The sequence below is a fragment of the Pseudomonas viridiflava genome (assembly GCF_900602065.1).
Taxonomy (GTDB): Bacteria; Pseudomonadota; Gammaproteobacteria; order Pseudomonadales; family Pseudomonadaceae; genus Aquipseudomonas.
In genome coordinates this window covers 1-377 of record NZ_UWFN01000342.1, presented here as the reverse complement: position 1 = coordinate 377, position 377 = coordinate 1, and the positions used below count along the sequence as shown (strand labels likewise).

Annotated in this window: 1 protein-coding gene; it reads left to right on the top strand. The window is 66.8% G+C overall.

The window, feature by feature from the left end; all coding sequences use genetic code 11:
• Nucleotides 1-377 (top strand): NUDIX domain-containing protein (locus EE949_RS25715; protein ID WP_431194229.1); only part of this gene is annotated, 377 nt, incomplete at both ends.

Genomic DNA, 377 nt, shown 5'->3' with positions numbered 1-377 from the left:
CAGGAAACTGGCCAAGCTGGAGTCCATGACCGTGCTGACCGACGGTGCCGAAGCGCCGTTGTCCGCGACCGCGCTGGTCGGTGACATGGAAGTGCTGGTGCCCATGGCCGGCCTGATCGACAAGGACGAGCAACCCGAGGAGGTTGCACACCGCGAAGCCGAGGAGGAAGCTGGGCTGACATTCTCCGCGCTGTGGCCGATTACCAAATATTTCCCGTCACCCGGCGGCAGTACCGAATATGTGCACTTGTACCTGGGCCGTTGCGACAGCTCGGGCGCGGGTGGGCGTTGCGTTCGCGCGGCGCACCGTGAGTGGCCCAGCGGGTGTGGGCGATGCCGAGGCGACCGACCAGCGGCTCACCGGCCAGGGCCTGCTC